This is a genomic window from Streptomyces malaysiensis subsp. malaysiensis (genome assembly GCF_040653035.1).
Lineage (GTDB): Bacteria > Actinomycetota > Actinomycetes > Streptomycetales > Streptomycetaceae > Streptomyces > Streptomyces malaysiensis.
Genome location: NZ_JBEZNG010000026.1, coordinates 69,210 through 91,717 on the forward strand (window position 1 = coordinate 69,210; position 22,508 = coordinate 91,717).

Annotated in this window: 20 protein-coding genes; 17 read left to right on the forward strand and 3 right to left on the reverse strand. The window is 72.3% G+C overall.

Features of this window, described 5'->3' with window-relative positions:
• Positions 1 to 3: 3 nt before the first annotated feature.
• A complete protein-coding gene (locus AB0E24_RS36620) occupies positions 4 to 1,626 on the reverse strand; it encodes an alkaline phosphatase D family protein (RefSeq protein WP_359383745.1) in 1,623 nt (540 codons plus the stop codon).
• A 184-nt stretch (positions 1,627 to 1,810) separates the two neighbouring features.
• Here AB0E24_RS36620 and AB0E24_RS36625 point away from each other — a divergent pair, with 184 nt between their 5' ends.
• The 3 genes from AB0E24_RS36625 to AB0E24_RS36635 all read left to right on the forward strand — a co-directional run bounded on the left by AB0E24_RS36625 (position 1,811) and on the right by AB0E24_RS36635 (position 4,427).
• Complete coding sequence (locus AB0E24_RS36625; protein WP_069869226.1) at positions 1,811 to 2,584, forward strand: SDR family oxidoreductase; 774 nt, start codon at positions 1,811 to 1,813, stop codon at positions 2,582 to 2,584.
• Between the two features lie 228 nt (positions 2,585 to 2,812).
• Positions 2,813 to 3,424, forward strand: coding sequence for a hypothetical protein (locus AB0E24_RS36630; protein WP_079257386.1), 612 nt, complete (start codon positions 2,813 to 2,815; stop codon positions 3,422 to 3,424).
• A 163-nt stretch (positions 3,425 to 3,587) separates the two neighbouring features.
• Positions 3,588 to 4,427, forward strand: coding sequence for a glycosyltransferase family 2 protein (locus AB0E24_RS36635; RefSeq protein WP_359383826.1), 840 nt, complete (start codon positions 3,588 to 3,590; stop codon positions 4,425 to 4,427).
• Between the two features lie 31 nt (positions 4,428 to 4,458).
• Here the strand turns inward: AB0E24_RS36635 and AB0E24_RS36640 are convergent, their stop codons facing one another.
• Positions 4,459 to 5,082: a TetR/AcrR family transcriptional regulator gene (locus tag AB0E24_RS36640; RefSeq protein ID WP_069869224.1), complete on the reverse strand. Its 624-nt coding sequence runs from the start codon at positions 5,080 to 5,082 to the stop codon at positions 4,459 to 4,461.
• Between the two features lie 171 nt (positions 5,083 to 5,253).
• On the opposite strand from AB0E24_RS36640, the gene AB0E24_RS36645 reads away from it, so the two are divergent.
• From AB0E24_RS36645 to AB0E24_RS36705, 13 genes are all read left to right on the forward strand, one after another.
• Positions 5,254 to 6,423: a DMT family transporter gene (locus AB0E24_RS36645; protein ID WP_351383861.1), complete on the forward strand. Its 1,170-nt coding sequence runs from the start codon at positions 5,254 to 5,256 to the stop codon at positions 6,421 to 6,423.
• Positions 6,424 to 6,465: 42 nt separating this feature from the next.
• Positions 6,466 to 7,668, forward strand: coding sequence for a PP2C family protein-serine/threonine phosphatase (locus AB0E24_RS36650; RefSeq protein WP_100807421.1), 1,203 nt, complete (start codon positions 6,466 to 6,468; stop codon positions 7,666 to 7,668).
• A gap of 25 nt (positions 7,669 to 7,693) precedes the next feature.
• Positions 7,694 to 10,162, forward strand: coding sequence for a SpoIIE family protein phosphatase (locus tag AB0E24_RS36655; RefSeq protein ID WP_359383751.1), 2,469 nt, complete (start codon positions 7,694 to 7,696; stop codon positions 10,160 to 10,162).
• A 209-nt stretch (positions 10,163 to 10,371) separates the two neighbouring features.
• Entirely contained in the window at positions 10,372 to 12,297 is a 1,926-nt protein-coding gene (gene dnaK, locus AB0E24_RS36660) for a molecular chaperone DnaK (protein WP_102934396.1), read from the forward strand.
• A 47-nt stretch (positions 12,298 to 12,344) separates the two neighbouring features.
• Entirely contained in the window at positions 12,345 to 12,950 is a 606-nt protein-coding gene (locus AB0E24_RS36665; protein WP_069869220.1) for a nucleotide exchange factor GrpE, read from the forward strand.
• 7 nt (positions 12,951 to 12,957) lie between these two features.
• Positions 12,958 to 13,938, forward strand: a complete 981-nt coding sequence (locus AB0E24_RS36670; RefSeq protein ID WP_283886841.1) for a DnaJ C-terminal domain-containing protein — start codon at positions 12,958 to 12,960, stop codon at positions 13,936 to 13,938.
• On the forward strand, positions 13,935 to 14,303 hold the full coding sequence (locus AB0E24_RS36675; protein WP_359383757.1) for a chaperone modulator CbpM: 369 nt from the start codon (positions 13,935 to 13,937) through the stop codon (positions 14,301 to 14,303). The genes AB0E24_RS36670 and AB0E24_RS36675 overlap by 4 nt, the downstream gene beginning before the upstream one ends.
• A complete protein-coding gene (clpB, locus tag AB0E24_RS36680) occupies positions 14,294 to 16,936 on the forward strand; it encodes an ATP-dependent chaperone ClpB (protein ID WP_359383760.1) in 2,643 nt (880 codons plus the stop codon). Before AB0E24_RS36675 ends, clpB begins: the two co-directional genes overlap by 10 nt.
• A gap of 5 nt (positions 16,937 to 16,941) precedes the next feature.
• The gene (gene trxA / locus AB0E24_RS36685; RefSeq protein ID WP_251772226.1) at positions 16,942 to 17,403 is read left to right on the forward strand and encodes a thioredoxin; all 462 of its coding nucleotides are present in this window, start codon (positions 16,942 to 16,944) and stop codon (positions 17,401 to 17,403) included.
• 5 nt (positions 17,404 to 17,408) lie between these two features.
• Positions 17,409 to 17,672, forward strand: a complete 264-nt coding sequence (locus AB0E24_RS36690; protein WP_069869216.1) for a UBP-type zinc finger domain-containing protein — start codon at positions 17,409 to 17,411, stop codon at positions 17,670 to 17,672.
• Positions 17,672 to 19,501, forward strand: coding sequence for an FAD-dependent oxidoreductase (locus AB0E24_RS36695; RefSeq protein WP_359383765.1), 1,830 nt, complete (start codon positions 17,672 to 17,674; stop codon positions 19,499 to 19,501). The genes AB0E24_RS36690 and AB0E24_RS36695 overlap by 1 nt, the downstream gene beginning before the upstream one ends.
• A complete protein-coding gene (locus AB0E24_RS36700; RefSeq protein WP_093703059.1) occupies positions 19,498 to 20,043 on the forward strand; it encodes an Hsp20/alpha crystallin family protein in 546 nt (181 codons plus the stop codon). The genes AB0E24_RS36695 and AB0E24_RS36700 overlap by 4 nt, the downstream gene beginning before the upstream one ends.
• 92 nt (positions 20,044 to 20,135) lie before the next feature.
• Positions 20,136 to 20,567, forward strand: coding sequence for a DUF2267 domain-containing protein (locus tag AB0E24_RS36705; RefSeq protein WP_069869213.1), 432 nt, complete (start codon positions 20,136 to 20,138; stop codon positions 20,565 to 20,567).
• A 30-nt stretch (positions 20,568 to 20,597) separates the two neighbouring features.
• Here AB0E24_RS36705 and AB0E24_RS36710 read toward each other — a convergent pair whose 3' ends face one another.
• Positions 20,598 to 21,500, reverse strand: a complete 903-nt coding sequence (locus AB0E24_RS36710) for an alpha/beta fold hydrolase (RefSeq protein WP_069869212.1) — start codon at positions 21,498 to 21,500, stop codon at positions 20,598 to 20,600.
• 111 nt (positions 21,501 to 21,611) lie between these two features.
• Here AB0E24_RS36710 and AB0E24_RS36715 point away from each other — a divergent pair, with 111 nt between their 5' ends.
• Positions 21,612 to 22,490 (forward strand): LysR family transcriptional regulator, encoded by an 879-nt coding sequence (locus AB0E24_RS36715; protein WP_069869211.1) that lies wholly within the window; start codon positions 21,612 to 21,614, stop codon positions 22,488 to 22,490.
• The last annotated feature ends 18 nt before the right edge of the window (positions 22,491 to 22,508 follow it).

The window sequence follows — 22,508 nt, forward strand, 5'->3', positions numbered from 1 at the left end:
CCGTCAGACCTGCTTCAGGCCGGGGTTCCCGACCTCGCTGGCGAACGCCGCCGCCGTGGTGAGCGGCGCGCCTGGGGTGGTGACCGCGGAGACCGTCTTGTAGTCGGCCCGTGCCCGCTCCTCGTCCAGCGAGACCGTCACATAGCCGCGCCGGCCGTTGTAGAACTTCATATGCGGGTTCGCGGCCAGGTAGGTGGCCCAGTTGTCGGGCTTGTCGGCGCCGTCCTTGCCGCTGGTGATGGAGGTGCCGACGAACTCCACGCCCAGGGTCCGGGAGCCCGGGTCGTCGAAGTCCTTCTTGATGTCGAAGGCGTAGTGCACATGGACATCGCCGGTGAGCACCACGAAGTTCTCCAGGCCCGCCTGCTCCACACCGGCCAGGATCCGCTCGCGGGAGGCGGGGTAGCCGTCCCAGGAGTCCATGGAGAGCTTGGAGCGCGCGGCGGTGGTGTTCTTCCGCTGGGAGAAGGTGACCTGCTGCGGCAGCACGTTCCAGGTGGCGGTGGAGCTCTTGAAGCCGTCGAGCAGCCAGCGCTCCTGGGTGGCGCCGGTGAGGGTGCGCGCGGGGTCCTCGGACTCCGGTCCCGGGTACTGCCAGCCGTCGCCGTACGCCTGGTTGGAGCGGTACTGCCGGGTGTCGAGGATGTCGAACTGGGCCAGCTTGCCGTAGTGGAAGCGGCGGTAGAGCCGCATATCGGCACCGGCCGGCTGCTGCGGCATCCGCAGCGGCATGTTCTCCCAGTACGCGCGGTAGGCGGCGGCCCGGCGGATCAGGAACTCCTCGGACGGGCTGCCGTTCTCGTCGATGTCGCCCGCGTAGTTGTTCTCGGTCTCGTGGTCGTCCCAGGTGACGTACCAGGGGAAGGCGGCGTGGGCGGCCTGGAGGTCCTCGTCGGACTTGTAGAGCGCGTAGCGCAGCCGGTAGTCCCCGAGGGTCATCGTCTCCTTGTTGAACACCGCGGGGAGGGTGCGGTCGGTGTAGTTGCGGGCGCCGCCCACGGCGCTCACCGCGTACTCGTACTGGTAGTCGCCCACGTGGAAGACGGCGTCCAGGTCCTCGTTCGCCAGATGGCCGAAGGCGGTGAAGTAGCCGTCGTGGTACGCCTGGCAGGAGACCAGACCGAAGCGGACGTCCTGGACCTTGGCGCCCGGGGCCGGGGTGGTGCGGGTGCGGCCCACCGGGCTGGTCCAGCTCCCGGCCTTGAAGCGGTACCAGTAGACACGGTCCGGATCGAGCCCCTTGGCGTCCACGTGCACCGTGTAGTTGAACTCGGCGTGTGCGGTGACGGTGCCCCGGTGGGCGACGCGCTGGAACTTCTCGTCGTGGGCGATCTCCCAGCCGACCGTGGCGGTGCCCTCCTCGGGCAGCCCGTTCCCCGGCTCGTACGGGCGGGGCGCCAGCCTGGTCCACAGCACGACGGAGTCGTGGAGCGGGTCGCCGGAGGCCACGCCGAGCGTGAAGGGGTTGTCGGCGAGCGCCCGCGGAGACACCTGCGCGGCGTGGGCGCCGGGCAGGTTGGTGGTGAAGGCGAGGGCGGCCGCGGCTCCTGTCACGGTGAGGAAGCGGCGGCGTCCCGGACGTGCGGCCGCGGCTCGTATGGCGCGCTGATGCGAGTCATGTGCCATGTGCTCTCCCCTGGCTCGTGGCCGGCTCGTGGCGTCACAGGCATTGGAGTGGCAGGGGACGGCCGGCCGTTTGCTTGCACACGACATCGATATGACCGCTGGGTGAGGTCCGTTTCCGGAAGGGACCTTTGCGGCGAATCGCCTTGGGTGGAAGGGGAACTGACGTGGCGTACGCTGCCGGGCCATGAGCGACGGTCGTGTGTCGGTGGTGTCGAAAGTGGCGGTGGTGACGGGCGCGGGCTCCGGGATCGGCCGGGCGGTGGCGCTCGAACTCCTGGAGGCGGGCTGGTCGGTGGTGCTCGCGGGGCGCCGCGAGGAGGCCCTGGCCGAAACGGCGCGGCTGGCCGGTGGCGGGCCACCGGCCCCCGTGGTGCCGACGGACGTGGCCGACCCGGCGCGGGTGGACGCGCTCTTCGCGGCGGTGCGGAAGCGGTTCGGACGGCTCGATCTGCTGTTCAACAACGCGGGCAGCTTCGGCCCGCGCGGCGTGCCCCTGGAGGATCTGGCCTACGAGGACTGGCGGTCGGTGGTGGACACCAACCTCACGGGGGCGTTCCTGTGCGCGCAGGCGGCGTTCCGGCTGATGCGCGATCAGGAGCCCCGGGGCGGACGGATCATCAACAACGGCTCCGTCTCGGCACACGCCCCCAGGCCGGACAGCGTGGCGTACACCGCCACCAAACACGCCGTCACCGGGCTCACCAAGTCGCTGTCGCTGGACGGGCGCCGGTACGACATCGCCTGCGGGCAGATCGACGTCGGCAACGCGGCGACCGAGATGACGGAGCGGATGTCCGCCGGTGTGCCGCAGGCGAGCGGGGAGCTGGTGGCCGAGCCCGTGATGGACGTCGCGGACGTGGCGCGCACGGTGCGGCACATGGCGTCGCTGCCCCTGGCGGCCAATGTGCAGTTCGCGACAGTCATGGCGACGGCGATGCCGTACATCGGCCGCGGCTGACGGATGAGGGAACGTCACCCGTCGTAGATAACCCTCCGGTTGTGGAGATAATGTGAGGATGCGGGCATTTCACCCCATCGGCACAGCGGCCCCGAAGCCCTGGCCGGGACGATGCCCTCGCTCACCCCCGGACTGTTCGGCACCCGCTCCATATGGCAGGGTCGTCTTCACCGCGCCACAGCATTCACCACCGCCCCACCACCGCCATCCGAACGAAGAGAGACCGCCGTGCGTTCTCTGCCGCTCACCTTGGTCGCCCGTCTGCTGCCCGTCGCCGTCCTCGCCGCCGCGGGGGTGGCCATGACGACGTCGGACGACTCGAACGAGGGCGCCGCCCCGGCGGGCCCCTCCCCGCAGACCTCGGCCCCGGCCACCAGCGCCGCGGCGCCGCGCTACACCAAGCCGCCCGCGGAGGCGTGCGCCACTCTGCCGGAGTCGATGATCAAGGACCTGGTGCCGGGCGCCAAAACGGCCGGGAACGAGCTGAAGTCCAGCGACCTCAGCCGCCGCACGGGCTGCTCCTGGCACGCCCTGGACGGCTTCGACTACCGCTGGCTGGACATCGCCTACGACGTCAAGAGCGTCGCGGGGCAGCGCGGGAGCGAGGGCGGCAGCGCGGTGCCCGGCCTCGGCGACGACGCGTCGGTGACCGAGAAGACCACCAAGGACGACGACCAGGGCATCCGCGAAGCGGTGGTGACCGTCCACCAGGACAACGCCACGGTCACCGTGACCTACAACGGCGGGGACTTCGAGAGCCACAAGGCCGCGGACGGCGATGAGATCCGTAAGGGCGCCATCGGCGCGGCCAAGAAGGCGGTCACGGCGCTCGACGGCTGACGGCCCCGGGCCCGGCCGCCGTTCAGGCGGTCTTTGATGAACATCAGCCGTACGGAAGTGTTCTTCCGGGTGAACGGTTACGATCGCGGGCATCGCAACCGAGCCCTGGAGTCCCACCGTGTCCGCCGTCACCGAACCACGCCTGGGTATCGCCGTCCTCACCATGGGCAACCGGCCCAGAGAGGTGGCCGCCCTGCTGGAGTCGGTCGCCAAGCAGGACGTGCCCCCGGCCCGCGTCGTGGTCGTCGGCAACGGCTCCCCGCTCCCGGAGCTCCCCGACGGGGTGACCGCGGTCGAGTTGGCGGAGAACCTCGGGGTCTCGGGCGGCCGCAATGCCGCCTGGCGGCGGCTGCGCGAGTTCGGCGACGTGGACGTCCTGATCGACCTGGACGACGACGGGCTGCTGGTGGACGCCGACGTCTTCCGCGGGGTGCGCGATCTGTACGCCGAGGACCCGCGCCTGGGCATCGTGAGCTTCCGCATCGCCGACGAGACGGGCGAGACCCAGCGCCGCCACGTACCCCGGCTGCGCGCGTCCGACCCGATGCGCGGCGGCGAGGTGACCACCTTCCTCGGCGGCGGCCACGCCCTGTCGATGGCGATGCTGGAGGAGATCGGCGGCTGGCCGGACGAGTTCTTCTTCACCCATGAGGAGACCGACCTGGCCTGGCGGGCGCTCGACGCGCGCTGGAAGGTCCGCTACGCCCCCGAGCTGCTGCTCCAGCACCCCAGGACCTCCCCCGCCCGGCACGCCGTCTACCACCGGATGACCGCCCGCAACCGGGTCTGGCTGGCCCGCCGCCATCTGCCGCTGCCGCTGGTCCCGCTCTACCTGGGCACCTGGACGCTGCTCACGCTCGCCCGCACCCGCTCCCTCACGGGGCTGCGGGCCTGGGCGGGCGGCTTCCTGGAGGGCCTGCGCACCACCTGCGGCCGACGCCGCCCGATGCGCTGGCGCACGGTGTGGCATATGACCAAACTGGGCCGCCCGCCGGTCATCTGACGCCCCGGCGCGCACCCGTGACCGACCGCGGCTACCGGGCGGCCAGCCCCAGGGCGGGGAAGACCGACGCCTCCAGGAAGCGGGTCAGATACTCGCGGTCGGCGAGCACGCCCTCGAGCAGGGGGCGGACCCGCATCGCGCCGATCAGCTGGGTGGGGACGAACTCGACGGCCGGGTTGTCCGCGGCCACCTCGCCGCGCTCCACGCCCCGGCGGACCATCGCCTGGATCGTCTTCACCTCGTGCTCGATCAGCGCGGCACGCAGCGCCTGGAGCAGATCGGGGTTCTGGAGCGCGGCGTGCCCGAGGGCGTACACCAGCGCGGTGTCACCGCCGCACACCTCCCCCGCCTCCCCCACCGCCGCGGCGACCGCGCGCAGATCGCCCGCGAGGGAGCCGGTGTCGATGCCCCCCAGCGCGAAGGGGCGCTTGCACGAGCGCAGCGCGGCGACGACGAGCTGGGGTTTGGTGCACCACTGCCGGTAGAGGGTGGAGCGGCTGGCGCGGGTGCGGGCGGCGACGGCCTCGATGGTGAGCGCCTCATAGCCGCCCTCCTGGAGCAGATCGAGGACCGCTTGGTAGAACTCCTGCTCCCGCTCGGGGCTGATCTTGGAACGGCGCTGCGGCGCGGCCGTCTCCGGGCCTTGCGTCGCCATCGGTACTCCTCCTCGGTCGACCGGGCTCCGGCTCTCCCGACCACGCAGTCTACCGACACATCGGTGTACCGAAACAGGCATGTACCGATACGGCTCTGCACCGGTACACTTTCGTATCGATACGCTTGTGTGCCGATAGTGCCAGGCAGTGCCCAGAGGAAGGCACGGTGGATGAATCCGACCGTCATAGCCGTCGCGCTCGCGCTCGCCTCGGCCGTCGCCTACGCGACCGCGGCCGTGGCCCAGGAGCGGCTGGCCGCCGTCGGCCACCCGGGCCGCATGCCACGGCTGCTGCTGCGCGGCGCCTGGTGGGGAGCGGTCGGCCTCAACTCCGGCGGCGCCCTGCTGCATGTGGCCGCGCTGCGGTACGGACCCCTCACCCTGGTCCAGCCACTCGGCGCGCTGACCCTGGTCGCGGCCGTCCCGCTGGGCGCGCGGCTCGCGGGGCGGCGGGTGGTCCGGGACGAGTGGCGGGGCGTGGTCCTCGCGCTGCTCGGGCTCGGCGCCCTGCTGCCGGTCACCGCCGGGGAGACGCCGAGCCGTACGCTCAGCCTGCCGGAGGCGGTCGCGCTCGCCGCCGTCGTCCTGGCGTTCCTCGGGCTGTGCGTCCGGCCGGGGCGCACCGGGCGCGGAACGCCGCGCCGGGGGCTGCGGTACGCCACCGGGTCCGGGGTCGCCTCCGGCGTCGCCTCGGCGCTCACCCAGACCCTCACGGTCGCGCTCGCCGGCTCCCGGGCCCCCGAGGCGGCCCTGGTGTCCTGGCGGACCGTGGTCGTGGCCGTCCTGGTCGCGGTCTTCGCGGTGAGCGGACTGCTGCTCGCCCAGAGCGCCTACGGCAGCGGCCTCGGCGCACCGCTCGCCACCCTGACCCTCGCCAATCCGGTGGCCGCCGCCGCCATCGGGATCGTCCTGCTGGACGAGCGCTTCCGGGGCGGCCCGGCCGGCTGGGCCCTGGCCGCGGCGGGCGCGGCGGCGGCCGCCCGCGGGGTGGTCCTGCTCTCCCGGGCCCCCGGGGCGGGCGTGGCCGCGCGCGGGGACGCCATGGTCGAGGCGGCGGTGGGCGTAGGCGAGTCCCCGGCGGCCGTGAGCGAGATCCCCGGGGCGGCACGGGAGCCCGCCATGGCCGTACGCGAGACCCCGGCGGCCGTACGCGAGACCCTCGTGGCCCTACGCGACACCGCCGTGGTCATCCGCGGGCCCCGCGCGCGGGACGCCGTACGGGACGCCGCCGTACACGAGACCGCCGTACGGCAGGCCCCCGTACGGGACGATCTCGCGCCCGGGGAGGCCGCGCGCGAGCCCGCCGCCGTCCCCTGGGAGCCGGTGCCCACGCCCCCGTGATCCCCCGGGCGTCGCCGGGCCCGCCGCCGTAAGGTTGACCGCATGGTGGACGCGAACGTGTCGACCTCGGCCGAGACCGCTGAGCAATTGCTGGAGGAGCTCCTCAGTGCCACCCATGAGGCGTCACCGACGGAGCTCCCATTGGCCCTGGACCGCTACACCGAGGCCATGGGCATGGGCCGGACGGTCATCTACCTGATCGACCTCCAGCAGCGGATGCTGATGCCGCTCGACGAGGACGAGCCGCGCATGGGGCTCGACGACACCCTGGCCGGTTTCGCCTACCGCACCGACTCGGTGCGGATCGAGGAGGCGGGCGCGGGCAGGCTGACCATATGGCTGCCGCTGATGAACGGCGCGGAGCGGCTCGGGGTACTGAAGCTGCGCCCCGCCTCCCTGGACGGGGTCATGCTCGCGCGCTGCCGGATGCTGGCCTCGCTCCTCGCCCTGGTCATCACGTCCAAACGGACCTATATCGACACCGTCGCGCAGTACACCCGCACCCGGACCATGAAGCTGCCCACGGAGATGCTGCGGGCTTTTCTCCCGCCCCGCTCCATCGGCACCGGCCGGGTGGTCTCGACGGCCGTCGTGGAGCCCGCGTACGAGCTGGGCGGCGACGCCTTCGACCATTCGTTCACCGAGGACGTCCTGCACGCCACGATCCTCGACGCCATGGGCCACGACCTGGCGTCCGGGCTGACCACCTCCGTGGCGATGGCGGGCAGCCGCAACGCCCGGCGCACCGGAGCCGATCTGGAGGCCCTGGTCACCACGGTGGACGAGGCGCTGGCCAAATGGCTTCCGGACCAGTTCTGCACGGGCGTCTTCCTCCGGCTGCACATGCCAAGCGGAGTGCTGCGCTGGGCCAACTGCGGCCACCCCACCCCGCTGGTCATCCGCCATCGGCGGCTGCTGGACAAGGAGCTGGAGCGGACCGCCGAACCGCCGCTGGGGCTGCCCGCGTGGCTGTCGGACGCTCCCCGCCGGGTCCATGAGACGGCCCTGGAGCCCGGTGACCGCGTCCTGCTCTACACCGACGGGGTCGTGGAGTCGCGCGACGAGGAAGGCGAGCAGTTCGGCCTGGAGCGCTTCGCCGACCACATCATCCGGTCGACGGCCGCCGGGCAGAACGCCCCCGAGGTGCTCCGCCTGCTCATCCACGCGATCCTCGACCTCCGGCACCGCGAACTCAGCGACGACGCCACGATCTTGATGATCGAGTGGCATCCACCGGGTCCATGAGCCACAGCCGTCGAGACGATCTCCGATGACGACACCCCCCGACCCCACCGCCCCCCGGGTCCGGCCGGACCCCCCGCCCGGCGCCCCCGGCCTCGCCACCGCCACGGTCGACGACCACGGTGTGCTGACCGGGTGGAGCGAGGGCGCGCGGCGGCTGCTGGGCTACCGCGCCGAGGAGGTCGTGGGGCGGGCGGCGGCGGAGCTGCGCGCCGGGACGGCCGACGGGGGCGCCGACGAGACCGCCGGCGGGGACAGCGGCGGGGGCGCCGGGCCGTGCCTGGCGGACGGGCCCCGGTGGAGCGGACGGGTCGCGGTGTGCCACCGGGACGGCCATCAGGTGGAGGTCGAGCTGCTGGCCCACCGCGGTCCGCTGGACGACGGGTCCATGGGCTGGCTCCTGGTCTCCGCCGCGCCCGGGGAACCGTCCGCCCAGGAGCCGGGGGCTCTAGAGGACCGCGCGTTCGCCCACTACCCGTGCGTTCTGGCGCTCTTCGACACGGACCTGCGGCTGGCGCGGGCGAACGCCGATATGCAGGCCGCCACCGCCCGCAGCGAGGAGCAGATGCGCGGGCTGCGGCTGACCGAGCTGGTGGGTCACGGGGAGAGCGACCGGGTCGAACAGGCCATGCGGCGGGTGCTGGAGAGCGGCGAACGGCTCGAGCTGGAGACCGATCTGCGGGCGCCGGGCGAGAGCCGTGCGCACGCCTGGTCGGTCTCCCTGGCCCCGCTGCGCAACGAGACCGGCGCGTTCCACGGCGTGTGCTTCGCGGCCCGCGACACCACCGCCGAGCAGGACGCCCGGCAGCGGCTGCTGCTGCTCAACGAGGCGGGGGCGCGGCTGGGCAGCACCCTGGACCTGGACCGGATCACCCAGGAGCTGGTCGAGGTGGCGGTCCCCCGGTTCGCCGACTTCATCGGCGTCGATCTGCTCACCTTCCTGCACCGGGGCGACGAGCCCCCCACCGGGCCGCTGCGCCAGCCCATCACCCTGCGCCGGGCGGCCCACCGGTCCATCCTCGAGGGCACCCCGGAGGCGGTGCCCGACATCGGCGAGCTGGCCACCCACCCCGAAGGCTCCCCCACGGCGAAGGCCCTGATCGAGGGCCGGGCGGAGCGGCACCGGATGACCGAGTCACTGCTGAAGAGCTGGGAGGTGACCGACCCCGCCCGGGCCGCCCGGATCCGCGCGCAGGGCACGCATACGGCGATCGTGGTGCCGATGCGCGCCCGCGGGGTCACCCTCGGCGTGGTCCTCTTCGCCCGCCACCGCACACCGGCACCCTTCACGGATGACGACGTACTGCTGGCCGAGGAGCTCACCGCCCGCGCCGCCGTCTGTGTCGACAACGCCCGCCGCTATCTGCGCGAGCGCAGCACGGCCGAAACCCTTCAGCGCAGCCTGCTGCCACAGCGGCTGCCCGAGCTGACCGCGCTGGACCTCGCCTCGCGCTATCTGCCCTCGGGCGCCCGGACCGGGGTGGGCGGCGACTGGTTCGACGCGATTCCGCTGTCCAGCGCCCGCGTCGCGATGGTGGTCGGCGATGTCGCGGGCCGTGGCATCCAGGCGGCCGCCAGCATGGGGCGGCTGCGTGCCGCCGTACGCACCCTGGCCGATATGGATCTGCCGCCCGGTGAGCTGCTGACCCACCTCGACGACCTGGTCATCCGGCTGACCTCGGACGAGAATCCCGAGAACGACGAGAGCCCTGAGAACGTCGGGGCCTTCGGCGCCACCTGTCTCTACGTGGTCTACGATCCGGTCTCCCGCCGGTGCACCGCCGCCGCGGCGGGCCACCCCGCACCGCTGGTGGCCGGTCCTGAGGGCACCGCCGAACCGCTCGCCCTGCCCACCGGTCCGCCCCTGGGGCTGGGCGAACTGCCCTTCGAGACCATGGAGACCGAGCTGCCCGAGGGCAGTCTGCTCGCCCTCTACACCGACGGCCTGATCAGCGGCCACGACCGTGAGAGCGGCGAGGGGCTGGAGACGCTGCGCGCCGTGCTGAGCCGTCCCGCGCCGTCCCTGGACGCGCTCTGCGACAACGTCCTGCGCGTTCTGCCCCCGACCCATCCCGACGACGACATCGCCCTGCTGCTCGCCCGCACCCGGGCGCTCCACTCCGACCGGGTCGTCACCTGGGACATCCCGGCGAACGCGGCCGCCGTCGCAGAGACCCGCCGGCGCACCGCCGAGCAACTGCTCGCCTGGGAGCTGGACAACGCCCTCTTCACCACCGAGCTGATCGTCAGCGAACTGGTGACCAACGCGATCCGCTACGGCTACCCGCCCATCCGGCTGCGGCTGATCCATGACCGCGGCCTCATCTGCGAGGTCTCCGACGCGAGCAGTACGGCGCCCCATATGCGGCGGGCGCGGGTCTTCGACGAGGGCGGCCGCGGTCTGATGCTGGTCGCCCAGATGGCCACGCGCTGGGGCACCCGGCAGGGCACGGACGGCAAGACGATCTGGGTCGAACAGGACCTCTCCACGGACTGAGACCGACCGAACCGGATCGGGGACGGCCCGGCCACCCACCCCCTGTCCCACGGGTGCACTCGGAACGCCGATATTCGACCCCCGGGCGCAGGGACCAGCCACGGACCGATTTGCCACCCTATGAGGCATAGATTCCGTTCACCGATCCCGCTTCCGCGGCCGACCGGGCGTTGAGTGGAGCCCGTACGGCCGCCCCGGAAGGAGTCGCCATGGCCAAGGCAGTCGGAATCGACCTGGGCACCACCAACTCGGTGATCGCCGCGTGGGAAGGCGGTGAGTCCTCGGTCGTTCCGAACTCCGAGGGCAGCCGCACCACCCCGTCGGTGGTGGCCTTCACCGACACCGGTGAACGGCTGGTGGGGCAGCTGGCCCGGCGCCAGGCGATCCTCAACCCCAAGGGCACCATCTACTCGGCCAAGCGGTTCATCGGCCGCCACTACGACGAGGTCTCCGGCGAGGCCAGGGCCGTCGCCTATGACGTCGTCCCGGACGAGGGCGGTCTCGCCCGCTTCAAGGTGCGCGAGAAGCTGTACTCGCCGGAGGAGATCAGCGCGCAGGTGCTGCGCAAGCTGGCCGACGACGCCGGGAAGCAGCTGGGCGAGCGGGTGACCGAGGCGGTCATCACGGTGCCCGCGTACTTCAACGACGCCCAGCGCAGCGCCACCAAGGACGCCGGTGAGATCGCCGGTCTGAAGGTGCTGCGGATCATCAACGAGCCGACCGCGGCCGCCCTCGCCTACGGCCTGGACAAGAAGGGCCATGAGACCGTGCTCGTCTTCGACCTCGGCGGCGGCACCTTCGACGTGTCCATCCTGGACGTCGGGGACGGGGTGGTGGAGGTCCGCTCCACCGCGGGCGACAGCCATCTGGGCGGCGACGACTTCGACCGGCGGCTGGTCGACCACCTCGCCGACACGTTCCAGCAGGAGAACGGCATCGATCTGCGCCGGGACCCGCAGGCGCTCCAGCGGCTCTTCGAGGCCGCGGAGAAGGCCAAGACCGAGCTGAGTTCGGTGACCCAGACCCAGGTCAACCTGCCGTTCATCACCGCGGACGCCGCCGGGCCCAAGCATCTGACCGAGACCGTGATGCGGTCCACCTTCGAGCAGATCACCGGTGATCTGGTGGAGCGCTGTCTGGGTCCGGTCCAGCAGGCCATGGCGGACGCCAAGGTCGGCGAGAGCGATGTCGACGAGGTGATCCTGGTCGGCGGCTCGACCCGCATCCCCGCCGTACAGGCCCTGGTCCGCCGGCTTACCGGCGGCAAGGAGCCCAATATGAGCGTCAACCCCGACGAGGTCGTGGCCCTGGGCGCCGCGATCCAGGCCGGGGTGCTCAAGGGCGAGGTCAAGGACGTGCTGCTGCTGGACGTCACCCCGCTGTCGCTGGGCGTCGAGACCCGCGGCGGTGTGATGACGAAGATCATCGAGCGGAACACCACCATTCCGGTGCGCCGCACCGAGACGTTCTCCACGGCCGAGGACAGCCAGCAGGCCGTCGACATCGTGATCCTCCAGGGCGAGCGCGAGCGGGCCGCCGACAACCGGGTGCTGGGCCGCTTCCAACTGACCGGCATCCGCCCGGCGCCGCGTGGCGAGCCGCAGGTGGAGGTGACTTTCGACATCGACGCCAACGGCATCCTCAATGTCACGGCGCGGGACCGGGACACCGGCAAGGAGCAGTCCGTGCAGATCAGCGAGACCGGCAACCTCGACCGCGGCGAGGTGGAGCGGATGGTCCAGGAGGCCGAGCGCAACCGCGGCGAGGACCAGGCGCTGCGCGAGGCCGTGGACGCGCGCAACGAACTGGACGCCATCGCCTACCAGGTCGAGAAGCGCCTCGCCGAACTGGGCGACGCGGCGCCCTCCCATGAGAGGTCGCGCGCCGAGATGCTGGTGAACGACGCCCGCGAGGCGGTCAGGAACGAGGCCGGGACCGACCGGACCAAGCCGCTGGCCTCCGAGCTCCAGCAGGTCTACGCGGGCCTGGCCGCCCATGAGACGGCCGGTGCGGGCGCGGCAGGCGGCGCGGCGGCCGGTGGGGCCGGGGCGGGCGGCGCCCAGGACACCGGGGCCGGAGCCGGGCGCGGCGGAGGCGATGAGGACGTCATCGACGCCGAGTTCGACAAGGGCTGACCGAACCGGCCGGAACCGACCCGACGAAGGGTGACTGAGAGGCCGCCATGTCCACTCAACCGCAGCAGCCCGAACCGGTGCCGGAGGGCGCCGTGACAGAGCCGGAGCAGGAGCGGGACCTGCCCGCCCCGGACGCCGTGGAGGCGGGCGGGGCGGGCGGGGAGGGCCCCGGCCCGGACGCGGCCGGCGGCCCCGCCCTGGACGAGACCGCGTCCGACGAGCAGGCCGCCGCGCTGGCCGAACTCGACGACCGCTGGCGCCGTGCGCGGGCCGACTTGGAGAATCTGCGCAAGCGCCACGCCAGGGAGCTGGAGCGGGAGCGGGCCGCCGAGCGGGCCCGTACGGCGGCGGCCCTGCTGCCCGTCATCGACAACCTCGAACTCGCCCTCTCCCACGCCGAGGCCGACCCCGAATCGATCGTGGAGGGCATCAAGGCCATCCACGGCCAGGCCGTGGACACCCTGGCCCGGCTCGGCTACGAGCGGCACGGCGAGACGGGCGTCCCGTTCGACCCGGCCCTGCACGAGGTGGTCGGCGTGATCGAGGACCCCGAGGCCGAACCGGGCACCGTGGTCCAGGTGCTGCGCCCCGGCTACGGGGACACCGGCAACCAGCTCAGGCCGGTGGCCGTGGCCGTGGCGAAGCGGGAGTGAGACGGCCATGGCACGGGACTACTACGAGGTGCTCGGCGTCTCACGGGGCGCGAGCCAGGACGAGATCCAGCAGGCGTTCCGCAAGCAGGCCCGCCGCCACCACCCCGATGTGAACAAGGACCCGAACGCGGAGGAGCGGTTCAAGGAGCTCAACGACGCCTACAGCGTGCTCTCCGACCCCGGGACCCGTGCCCGCTACGACCGGTTCGGCGAGGACTTCCGCAAGATCCCCGAGGACTGGGAGGAGCGCGTGGGCACCGGTGCCGGAGGCGGCGGCGGGGGCTTCCGCGGCTGGACGACGGCCGGCGACGGCGGCCGGGTGCGGTTCACCCGCGGCTTCGGCGAGGACGTCGGCGGCGGGGGCGTGGACTTCGAGGACCTGTTCGGCGCGTTCTTCGGCGGCGGCGGGGGGCCGGGCGGAGCGGGGCCGGGCGCCGGACGCGTCACCATCCCCGGCGCCGACCAGGAGGCGGAGCTGCCGCTCACCGTCGAGGACGCGTACCGCGGCGGCCGCCGAAGCGTCACCCTGGCCGGGCCCTCGGGGCAGCGCACCTTCGAGGTGAACGTGCCGCCGGGCGTCATCGAAGGGCAGCGCATCCGGCTGGCCGGGCAGGGCGGCCGGGGCACCGGTGACGCACCGGCCGGGGATCTGTACCTACGGGTGCGGATCCAGCCCCATCCGCGGTTCCGGCTGGACGGCCGGAACGTCCATGTAACGCTCCCGGTGTCCCCCTGGGAGGCCGCGCTCGGCGCGACCGTCCCCGTGCCCACGCCCGGCGGCACCGCCAAGGTGACGGTCCCGCCCGGGTCCTCCAGCGGCCGCCGGCTGCGGCTGCGCGGTGAGGGCATGCCCGACCCGCGCGGGACCGACGGCGATCTGTACGCCGAGATCCGCGTCATGGTGCCGCCCAGCCTCGGCGACCGGGAGCGGGAGCTGTTCGAGGAGCTGGGCCGCACCTCCGCCTTCGACCCCCGGAGGGAGCGATGAGCACCCACGCATCCGGAACCGCCACGGCCCACCGGTACGTGCCCGTGACGTCCGTCCACTACGAGCTGGTGCCCGCGCGCAGGCTCTCCCTGGAGACCCTGGCCGGCCGCACCGGGCTCCACCCCGAACTGATCCGGCGCTTCGTCGCCCTCGGCCTGATCGACGCCGAGTACGACGCCGCCGGGCGGCCGGTGTTCGCGCCCGACGCCCCGGCGGTGCTGGGCCGCGTCGAGCGGCTGCACACCGGGCTCTGCCTGAACTACGCCTCCATCGGTCTGGTGCTCGACCTGCTCGACCGCATCAACCGGCTCGAAGCCGCACTGCGCCGCAGTGGCGCGAGGAGTGAAGAACCACCATGGACATGAACCGCCTCACCCAGAAGTCCCAGGAAGCCCTCCAGGACGCCCAGACCAGGGCCCAGCGGTACGGCCACACCGAGGTCGACGGCGAACATCTGCTGCTGGCCCTCCTCGACCAGCCCGAGGGGCTCACCCCCCGGCTGATCGGCCAGCTGGGCGCCGACCCGGACGCGGTGCGCACCATGCTGGAGGCCGAACTGGCGCGCAAGCCCAAGGTCACCGGCCCCGGGGCCACACCGGGGCAGATCTTCGCCACCCAGCGGCTGGGCCAGGTGCTGGACACGGCCGAGCGGGAGGCGAAGCGCCTGAAGGACGAGTACGTCTCGGTGGAGCACCTGGTGCTCGCGCTCACCGAGGAGGGGTCGGCCACCGCGGCCGGGCGGGTGCTCAAGGAGCACGGCGTCACCAAGGAGGCGTTCCTGCATGCGCTCACCCAGGTCCGCGGCAGCCAGCGGGTCACCTCCGCCAACCCCGAGGTGGCGTACGAGGCGCTGGAGAAGTACGGCCGGGATCTGGTCCTGGAGGCGCGTTCGGGCAAGCTGGACCCGGTGATCGGGCGGGACGCGGAGATCCGCCGGGTGACCCAGATCCTCAGCCGCAAGTCGAAGAACAACCCCGTGCTCATCGGCGATCCGGGCGTCGGCAAGACCGCCATCGTGGAGGGCCTGGCCCAGCGCATCGTGCGCGGCGACGTGCCCGAGGGGCTGCGCGACAAGACCATCTTCGCCCTGGACATGGGCTCCCTGGTGGCCGGCGCGAAGTACCGCGGGGAGTTCGAGGAGCGGCTCAAGGCCGTGCTCACCGAGGTCACGTCGGCCCAGGGGCGGATCCTGCTGTTCGTCGACGAGCTGCACACCGTGGTGGGCGCCGGGGCCGCCGAGGGCGCCATGGACGCCGGGAACATGCTCAAGCCGATGCTGGCCCGCGGCGAGCTGCACATGATCGGCGCGACCACCCTGGACGAGTACCGCAAGCACATCGAGAAGGACGCCGCGCTGGAGCGCCGCTTCCAGATGGTGCTGGTGGACGAGCCGAGCGTGGAGGACACCGTCTCCATCCTGCGCGGCCTGCGCGAGCGTCTCGAGGTCTTCCACGGCGTCAAGATCCAGGACACCGCCCTGGTCTCCGCCGCCACCCTCAGCCACCGCTACATCAGCGACCGGTTCCTGCCGGACAAGGCCATCGACCTGGTGGACGAGGCATGCGCCCGGCTGCGTACCGAGATCGACTCCATGCCCGCCGAACTGGACGAGATCACCCGCCGGGTCACCCGGCTGGAGATCGAGGAGGCCGCGCTCTCCAAGGAGAGCGACGCGGCCAGCCGGCAGCGGCTGGAGGAGCTGCGCCGGGAGCTGGCCGATCTGCGCGCCGAGGCCGACGCCAAGCACGCCCAGTGGGAGGCCGAGCGGCAGTCCATCCGCCGGGTGCAGGACCTGCGCCGGGAGCTGGAGGAGGTACGCCTGGAGGCGGAGGAGGCCGAGCGCGCCTACGACCTCAACCGCGCCGCCGAACTGCGCTACGGCAGGCTCCAGGAGCTGGAGCGCAAGCTGGCCGCCGAGGAGGAACAGCTGGCCACCCGGCAGGGCACCCACCGGCTGCTGCGCGAGGTGGTCACCGAGGAGGAGATCGCCGACATCGTCTCCGCCTGGACCGGCATCCCGGTCTCCCGTCTCCAGGAGGGCGAACGGGAGAAGCTGCTGCGCCTGGACCAGATCCTCCAGGAGCGGGTCATCGGCCAGGACGAGGCGGTCAAACTGGTCTCCGACGCCATCATCCGGGCCCGCTCGGGGATCCGGGACCCGCGCCGCCCGATCGGCTCGTTCATCTTCCTCGGCCCCACCGGCGTCGGAAAGACCGAGCTGGCCAAGGCGCTGGCCGCCGCGCTCTTCGACACCGAGGAGAACATGATCCGCCTGGACATGAGCGAGTACCAGGAGCGGCACACGGTCAGCCGGCTGGTCGGCGCCCCGCCGGGCTACGTCGGCTACGAGGAGGGCGGTCAGCTCACCGAGGCGGTGCGGCGCAAGCCGTACTCGGTGGTGCTCTTCGACGAGATCGAAAAGGCGCACACCGATGTCTTCAACACTTTGCTCCAGGTCCTGGACGACGGCCGGATCACCGACGCCCAGGGGCGGCTGGTGGACTTCCGCAACACCGTGATCATCATGACCTCCAACATCGGCTCGGTGCATCTGCTGGACGGGGTCACCGCCCAGGGCGAGCTCAAGCCGGACGCCCGGAGCCTGGTGATGAGCGAGCTGCGCGGCCACTTCCGCCCCGAGTTCCTCAACCGGGTCGATGACATCGTGCTGTTCAAGCCGCTCGGCGAGCCCCAGATCGAGCGGATCGTGGAGCTCCAGTTCGACGAGCTGCGCAAGCGGCTGGCCGAGCGCCTGATCACCGTCGAACTCACCCCGGCCGGCCGCGAGGTCATCGCACACGAGGGCTATGACCCGGTGTACGGGGCACGCCCGCTGCGCCGCTACATCTCCCACGAGGTGGAGACCCTCATCGGCCGCGCCCTGCTGCGCGGCGACATCGAGGAGGGCGCCACCGTCAAGGTGGACGGCCGGCACGGCGAACTGGTGGTCACCTACGAGCGGCGACCGGAGACCGCGGGACTCGGAAAGGCCGCGTGAGAGCGATGCCGAGCCAGACCGTCAAAGCCCCGGTCGTCACCTGCCCCGCCTGCGGGAAGATCAACAAGGTGCCGGTGGCGGCGGCGGGCCGTCCGCGCTGCGGCAACTGCAAGAACCCGCTGCCGTGGATCACGGACGCCGGGGAGCGGGACTTCGCCGAGGTCGCCGAGCAGGCCACGCCGCTGGTCGTGGTGGACCTGTGGGCCGCCTGGTGCGGGCCGTGCCGCACGGTCAGCCCCGCGCTGGAGCGGGTGGCCCGGGAACTCGCCGGAACGATCAAGCTCGTCAAGGTCGACGTGGACCGCAACCCCAGGATCGCCCAGCGGTTCGAGGTGCAGGCCGTGCCGACCCTGCTCATCCTGGACAAGGGGGAGTTGATCGCCCGCCGCGCGGGCGCGGCGCCCGCCGAGACCCTGCGCTCCTGGGTCGAGCAGGTGATGACGGGCCGCGACAGCAAGAAAGGGTGAACGTCATGGCCATCGAGCCCGACCCGCACCTGGCGATGGTGCGTCCGGTCACCCCGCACACCCCCGAGGGGTGTGAGGAGTGTCTGCGTCTGGGGTCCCCCTGGGTCCATCTGCGGCTCTGCCTGACCTGCGGACACGTGGGATGCTGCGACTCCTCGCCGCTCAAGCACGCCCGTGCCCACGCCTACGCCGAGGAACACCCCATCGTCGAGCCCCTGGAGCCGGGCGAGACCTGGCGGTGGTGCTACGCCCACGAGGCCATGGCCTGATGGCGGGCGAGGACCGGTCCCCCGGCACCGCACCACGGGCGGCGGCACCCGATGAGACCCCGGACCTGTACGGCGCGTATCCGCGGCTGACGCCCAAGCAGATCAGGTTTCTCTCCGGGCACGGCACCCGCCGCCCGGTGGCGGCGGGCGAGGTGCTCATCCGCGAGGGCGACCGGGGCGGGGACTTCTATGTCATCCTCGGCGGCTCCGTCGCGATCACCGAGTACTACGGCACCTCGGACGAGCGGCTCCTGAGACTCCACCGACAGGGGCGCTTCCTCGGCGAACTTGGCCTGCTCCAGGGGCAGGTGGCCTTCTACACCGCCCACGCCCGGGAGGCCGGGGAGGTGCTGGTCATCCCGGTGGACCGGCTGCGGGTGCTGGTGGCCCGCGACCCCGTCCTCGGCAATCTCGTCCTCCGCGCCTATCTGGGCCGCCGCACCATGCTGGTCGGGGCCGGCGCCGGATTCCGCATCCTCGGCTCGCGCTACTCGTCCGACACCCGGCGGCTGCGCGAGTTCGCGGCCCGCAACTGGCTGCCGCACCGCTGGATCGACCTGGAGACGGACGCCGAGGCCGAGGCGCTGCTGCGCCGCTTCTCCATCCCCCCGGAGGAGACCCCGATCGTCATCTGGCGCGAGGAGCAGGTGCTGCGCAACCCCGGCAACGCCGAACTGGCCCGGCTGATCGGCCTCTCCACACCGGCCGCCGGCGGCGACCACGACCTGCTGATCGTCGGCTCCGGCCCGGCCGGGATCGCCGCCGCCGTCTACGGCTCCTCCGACGGGCTGGCCACCACGCTCGTGGACGCGTTCGCCACCGGCGGCCAGGCCGGCACCTCGTCCCTGATCGAGAACTACCTCGGCTTCCCGTCCGGGATCTCCGGCTCCGAACTCGCCGAGCGGGGTGTGCTCCAGGCCCGCAAGTTCGGGGCCCGGGTGCGGATCCCGGCGGAGGCCACGTCCCTCGAACCGGACGGCGGCCACTACCGCGTGACCTTCACCGACGGCACCGAGGCGCTGGGCCGTACCGTCGTGCTGGCCACCGGCGCCCACTACCGCAGGCTGGACGTCCCCGGGATCGCCCGGCTGGAGGGGACGAGCGTCTTCTACGCGGCCACCGTCTACGAGGCGCGGCAGTGCGGCGCGGACCCGGTCGCGGTGGTCGGCGGCGGCAACTCCGCGGGCCAGGCGTCGCTCTTCCTCGCCGAACGGGTGCCCCGGGTGCACCTGCTGATCAGGGGCCCGTCCCTGGGCGCCGGGATGTCCCGCTATCTGGTCGACCAGATCGAGCGCCATCCGCGGGTGAACGTGGCGCTGGACACCGAGGTCCGCGAGGTGCGGGGCGATGACACCCTGCGGTCGGTCGTGGTGGAGCACATCCGCACCAAGGAGCGCCGCGCCCTGGACGCCTGCTCGCTGTTCGTCTTCATCGGGGCCAAGCCCTGCACCGACTGGCTCTCCGACGTCCTGGCCCTGGACGACGAGGGCTTCGTGCTCACCGGCGCCGAGGCCGAGGCCCGCGCTGCCCCCGGCGTCTGGGAGAGCCAGAGCCGCGGCTGTCTGCGCCTGGAGACCAGTCTGCCCGGGGTCTTCGCCGCCGGTGACGTACGCAGCGGCTCGGTCAAGCGCGTGGCCTCGGCGGCCGGTGAAGGGGCGATGGCCGTCCACCACGTCCATGACCACCTCGGCCACACCACCGCGGGCCTCCCGGGCCCCGGCGATGACCTCCCAGCTCCGTCCGGCCGGTCCGCCGCGCCGGGCGGTGATCCGCACGCATCCGCTACCGATGCGCATCCGCTCCATATGACCGGAGGTGAAGGGCGATGACCACACCCGCCCGACGACAGCAACAGCAGCGCCAAGGCGCGATGGACCGCCCCCGGGTCTGGGCGCGCAATCCACTGGCGGAGTTCGACGACCTGCTCAGCCAGATGGGCGGTCTGCTCGAATCCACGGTCGGCGGAACGGCGATGCCCGGTCTCACGACATGGGCGCCCGCCGCCGATGTGACCGAAGGGGACGAGGCGTACCACGTCGAACTCGAACTCCCCGGTGTCCGGCGCCAGGAGATCAACATCGAGGTCAACGGCCAGGAGCTGACCGTCACCGGGGAGATCAAGGAACGGGAGCGCAAGGGCGTCCTGCGCCGCAGCGGCCGCCGCACCGGTCGTTTCGAGTACCGGCTGCTGCTGCCGAGCGAGGTGAACACCGAGGGCGTCAAGGCGGCCATGTCCGACGGCGTCCTCACGATCACCGTTCCCAAGGCGGAGACCGCCAAGCCCCGCCACATAGAGATCACCGAGAGCATCCAGGGCGAAAGCCGGCAGCAACAGCAACAGGAGCGGCAGCGGCCGCAGGGCGGCCTCTGAGGCCGCGCCGCCGCCGGCCGTGAACCGGCTCTCTCACCCCGCGGCGGCCGCCCGGCCGGGCGGCCGCCGCGGGCACCGGAAGGACGAACACGATGGTTGCGACAGGCTTTCCCTCCTTCGACACCACGGTCGACAAGACCAACCGGCTCCTCAAGGAGATCGAGGACGCCTACGGCTGGCCCAAAGAGCGCCGCAAACAGTCCTACGCCGCCCTGCGCGCGGTCCTGCACCAGCTACGGGACCGGCTGACGGTGGACGAGGCCGTCCAGTTCGGCGCACAGCTCCCGATGCTGGTGCGGGGCATCTACTACGACGGCTGGAAACCCGCCGAGACGCCCGTGAAGATGCACAGCGAGGAGTTCTTCCAGCGGATCCGGCACGATTTCCCGTACTCGATCCAGGGCGACACCGAACAGCTGGTCCACACCGTCCTGGAGATCCTCCAGCGCCATATCAGCGAGGGCGAGTGGGACGATCTGCGGGCCAGGATGCCCGCAGATCTGGTCACCGTCATACCGACATAGCCGTACCGGCCGCCCGCCGGGACCCCTGGATCAGGCGGCGCCGTGGTCCGCGAGGAACGTCCGCAGCTGGCGCAGCGTCTCCTCCGGCGCCTCCTCGGGGAGGTAGTGGTCGCACGGCAGGGCCTGCCCGCGCACATCGTCCGCGTAGCCGCGCCAGACCCGAGGCACGTCGTAGTGGCGGCCGACGAAGCCGTGCGCACCCCACAGGGCCAGCAGCGGTGCGGTCACCCGGCGGCCCGCGGCGGCGTCCTCGTCGTCGTGGACCAGGTCGATCGTGGCGGCGGCGCGGTAGTCCTCACAGCTGGCGTGGATGGCCGCGGGATCGGAGAAGCAGCGGACGTACTCGGCCTGGGCCGCCTCGTCGAACGGTGTGCCGCCGTGGTGGCGCGCCCCCATCCGGGCGCGGATCCAGAACTCGGGGTCCCGGCCGATGAGATGCTCCGGGATGCCGTTGCCCGCCGCCAGGAAGAACCAGTGGTAGTAGCCGAGGCCGAAGTCCTTGTCGGCGTGCTGGAAGACATGCCGCGTGGGCACGATGTCGAGGACCGCGAGCGCGGAGACCGCCCCCGGATGGTCCAGGGCCAGCCGGTGGGCGACCCGGCCGCCCCGGTCGTGGCCGGCGACCGCGAAGCGGTCGAAGCCCAGCTCCCGCATCACCAGCAGCTGATCGCGCGCCATGGCCCGCTTGGAGTACATGAGGTGCTCGGCGTCGGACGCGGGCTTGTCGCTGTCGCCGTAGCCGCGCAGATCGGCCAGGACCACACGGTGTGTGGCCGCGAGCGCCGGGGCGATGTGGTGCCAGATCACATGGGTCTGCGGATAGCCGTGCAGCAGCAGGAGCGGCGGCCCGTCCCCGGCGGTGCGCACATGGATTCCCACACCCTCGACATCGATGGTGCGGCGGTCGAAGTCGCCCAGCAGCTGATCGGTCATGGCCCGATCCCAGCAGCCGCCCGCGGTGCGCGTCCAAGACCCGTTGACGACAATCCTTATAAGCAACACCTATGGACCTGTCGGGGTGGCCGGACGCGGGGAGGCGGCGCGGTGGATGTGCGGCAGCTGGAGTACTTCCTGGCCGTGGTGGACCACGGCGGGTTCAACCGGGCGGCCTCCGCGCTGTATCTGTCACAGCCGTCCCTGTCCCAGGCCATCCGCGCCCTGGAGCGCGACCTGGGCAGCGACCTCTTCCACCGCATCGGCCGCCGGGCGGTCCTCACCGAGGCGGGCACGGCGCTGATCGAACCGGCGCGGGAGGCGGTGCGCAGCCTCCAGCTCGCACGGGCGAGTGTGGAGTCGGTGCACGGGCTGCGCGGCGGCCGGGTGGACATCGCGGCCCCGCCCTCCCAGGCCGTCGAGCCGCTGACCGGGATGATCGACCGCTTCACCCGGGCCCATCCCGCGGTGTCGGTACGGGTGCAGGCCGCGTTCACCCCCCGCGATGTGACGGAGATGGTGCGCACCGGCGTATGCGAGCTGGGGCTGCTGGCCTCCCCCGACGCCGCGCCGCAGGGCGACGTACGCATCCACCCGCTGGTCGAGCAGCGGTTCGTACTGCTGACACCCCCGGACGGGCCGTTCCCCCCAGGGGTGCCGGTGCGCCATGAGCGGCTGGCCGGCCATCGGCTGATCGTGGGGCAGAAGGGGACCGGGATGCGCCGCTACGTCGATGACCTCCGGGCCGAGGGCGTCGAGCTGACCGTCGTGGTCGAGACCGAGCACCGGGTGGCGATCCTGCCGCTGGTCCTGCGGGGCGTCGGACTGGCGGTGGTCACCGACGCCTGGCGCGGGCTGGCCGAGCGGGCGGGGGCGCTGGTCCTGGATCTCGAGCCGACCACCAGCCTGCATATCGCGCTGGTCAGCAGGCGGGCCCAGCTGACCCCGGCGGCGCGGGCGTTCATGAGCACCGCCATGGAACGCTCATAGGGCGGACCTATAAGCCAC

Coding starts and splice junctions, on each gene's coding strand:
- AB0E24_RS36620 (WP_359383745.1), bottom strand. CDS start 1,626: ATGGCACATGACTCGCATCAGCGCGCCATACGAGCCGCGGCCGCACGT.
- AB0E24_RS36625 (WP_069869226.1), top strand. CDS start 1,811: ATGAGCGACGGTCGTGTGTCGGTGGTGTCGAAAGTGGCGGTGGTGACG.
- AB0E24_RS36635 (WP_359383826.1), top strand. CDS start 3,588: ATGGGCAACCGGCCCAGAGAGGTGGCCGCCCTGCTGGAGTCGGTCGCC.
- AB0E24_RS36640 (WP_069869224.1), bottom strand. CDS start 5,082: ATGGCGACGCAAGGCCCGGAGACGGCCGCGCCGCAGCGCCGTTCCAAG.
- AB0E24_RS36645 (WP_351383861.1), top strand. CDS start 5,254: ATGAATCCGACCGTCATAGCCGTCGCGCTCGCGCTCGCCTCGGCCGTC.
- AB0E24_RS36650 (WP_100807421.1), top strand. CDS start 6,466: ATGGTGGACGCGAACGTGTCGACCTCGGCCGAGACCGCTGAGCAATTG.
- AB0E24_RS36655 (WP_359383751.1), top strand. CDS start 7,694: ATGACGACACCCCCCGACCCCACCGCCCCCCGGGTCCGGCCGGACCCC.
- dnaK (WP_102934396.1), top strand. CDS start 10,372: ATGGCCAAGGCAGTCGGAATCGACCTGGGCACCACCAACTCGGTGATC.
- AB0E24_RS36665 (WP_069869220.1), top strand. CDS start 12,345: ATGTCCACTCAACCGCAGCAGCCCGAACCGGTGCCGGAGGGCGCCGTG.
- AB0E24_RS36670 (WP_283886841.1), top strand. CDS start 12,958: ATGGCACGGGACTACTACGAGGTGCTCGGCGTCTCACGGGGCGCGAGC.
- AB0E24_RS36675 (WP_359383757.1), top strand. CDS start 13,935: ATGAGCACCCACGCATCCGGAACCGCCACGGCCCACCGGTACGTGCCC.
- clpB (WP_359383760.1), top strand. CDS start 14,294: ATGGACATGAACCGCCTCACCCAGAAGTCCCAGGAAGCCCTCCAGGAC.
- trxA (WP_251772226.1), top strand. CDS start 16,942: ATGCCGAGCCAGACCGTCAAAGCCCCGGTCGTCACCTGCCCCGCCTGC.
- AB0E24_RS36690 (WP_069869216.1), top strand. CDS start 17,409: ATGGCCATCGAGCCCGACCCGCACCTGGCGATGGTGCGTCCGGTCACC.
- AB0E24_RS36695 (WP_359383765.1), top strand. CDS start 17,672: ATGGCGGGCGAGGACCGGTCCCCCGGCACCGCACCACGGGCGGCGGCA.
- AB0E24_RS36700 (WP_093703059.1), top strand. CDS start 19,498: ATGACCACACCCGCCCGACGACAGCAACAGCAGCGCCAAGGCGCGATG.
- AB0E24_RS36705 (WP_069869213.1), top strand. CDS start 20,136: ATGGTTGCGACAGGCTTTCCCTCCTTCGACACCACGGTCGACAAGACC.
- AB0E24_RS36710 (WP_069869212.1), bottom strand. CDS start 21,500: ATGACCGATCAGCTGCTGGGCGACTTCGACCGCCGCACCATCGATGTC.